The 1,973-nt window shown below is 51.3% G+C and carries 1 rRNA gene; it reads right to left on the reverse strand.

Features of this window, described 5'->3' with window-relative positions:
• Nucleotides 1–1,973, reverse strand: a 23S ribosomal RNA gene (locus GM668_RS30200); the annotation flags it as partial.

Consider the following 1,973-nt stretch of genomic DNA (forward strand, 5'->3'; position numbering starts at 1 on the left):
GAACTGGCGTCCCCGCTTCAAAGCCTCCCACCTATCCTACACAGATTGGTTCAAAGTCCAATGCAAAGCTACAGTAAAGGTTCATGGGGTCTTTCCGTCTAGCCGCGGGTAGATTGCATCATCACAAACACTTCAACTTCGCTGAGTCTCGGGAGGAGACAGTGTGGCCATCGTTACGCCATTCGTGCAGGTCGGAACTTACCCGACAAGGAATTTCGCTACCTTAGGACCGTTATAGTTACGGCCGCCGTTTACTGGGACTTCAATCAAGAGCTTGCACCCCATCATTTAATCTTCCAGCACCGGGCAGGCGTCACACCCTATACGTCCACTTTCGTGTTTGCAGAGTGCTGTGTTTTTATTAAACAGTCGCAGCCACCAGTTTATTGCAACCCTTTCACCCTTCTGGCGCAGGCCAGTCAAGCTACCGGGGCGTACCTTTTCCCGAAGTTACGGTACCAATTTGCCGAGTTCCTTCTCCCGAGTTCTCTCAAGCGCCTTAGAATACTCATCTCGCCCACCTGTGTCGGTTTGCGGTACGGTCTCGTATGACTGAAGCTTAGAGGCTTTTCTTGGAACCACTTCCGATTGCTTCGCACCATAAAGGCGCTCGTCCCAGTCCCTTGAATTACGTACCCGGATTTGCCTAAGTACCTTCTCTGAACCAGAAACCAACTATTCCAACAGTTGGACAACCTTCCGCGATCCGTCCCCCCATCGCATCATACGACGGTGCAGGAATATTAACCTGCTTCCCATCAGCTACGCATCTCTGCCTCGCCTTAGGGGCCGACTCACCCTGCTCCGATGAACGTTGAACAGGAAACCTTGGGCTTACGGCGTGGAGGCTTTTCACCCCCATTATCGCTACTCATGTCAGCATTCGCACTTCTGATACCTCCAGCATCCTTTACAAGACACCTTCGCAGGCTTACAGAACGCTCTCCTACCATATGCTTACGCATATCCGCAGCTTCGGTGACTGGCTTAGCCCCGTTACATCTTCCGCGCAGGACGACTCGATCAGTGAGCTATTACGCTTTCTTTAAATGATGGCTGCTTCTAAGCCAACATCCTGACTGTTTTAGCCTTCCCACTTCGTTTTCCACTTAGCCAATCTTTGGGACCTTAGCTGGCGGTCTGGGTTGTTTCCCTCTTGACGCCGGACGTTAGCACCCGACGTCTGTCTCCCAAGCTCGCACTCAACGGTATTCGGAGTTTGCAATGGTTTGGTAAGTCGCGATGACCCCCTAGCCATAACAGTGCTCTACCCCCGTCGGTGATACTTGAGGCACTACCTAAATAGTTTTCGGAGAGAACCAGCTATTTCCAAGTTTGTTTAGCCTTTCACCCCTATCCACAGCTCATCCCCTAATTTTTCAACATTAGTGGGTTCGGTCCTCCAGTGCGTGTTACCGCACCTTCAACCTGGCCATGGATAGATCACTTGGTTTCGGGTCTACACCCAGCGACTGGCGCCCTGTTCGGACTCGATTTCTCTACGGCTCCCCAATCTGGTTAACCTCGCCACTGAATGTAAGTCGCTGACCCATTATACAAAAGGTACGCCGTCACCCCATAAAGAGGCTCCGACTGTTTGTATGCACACGGTTTCAGGATCTATTTCACTCCCCTCCCGGGGTTCTTTTCGCCTTTCCCTCACGGTACTGGTTCACTATCGGTCGATTACGAGTATTTAGCCTTGGAGGATGGTCCCCCCATGTTCAGACAGGATTTCTCGTGTCCCGCCCTACTTGTCGTACGCTTAGTACCACCAACCTGATTTCGAATACGGGGCTATCACCCGCTATGGCTCCTATTTCCAGAGGATTCTTCTATCAGACTGACTATCACGTACAGGCTCTTCCCATTTCGCTCGCCACTACTTTGGGAATCTCGGTTGATTTCTTTTCCTGCAGCTACTTAGATGTTTCAGTTCGCCGCGTTCGCTTCACACACCTATGTATTCAGTG

Origin of the sequence: Pseudoduganella ginsengisoli (assembly GCF_009720865.1) — a bacterium.
GTDB classification, from domain to species: domain Bacteria; phylum Pseudomonadota; class Gammaproteobacteria; order Burkholderiales; family Burkholderiaceae_D; genus Rugamonas; species Rugamonas ginsengisoli.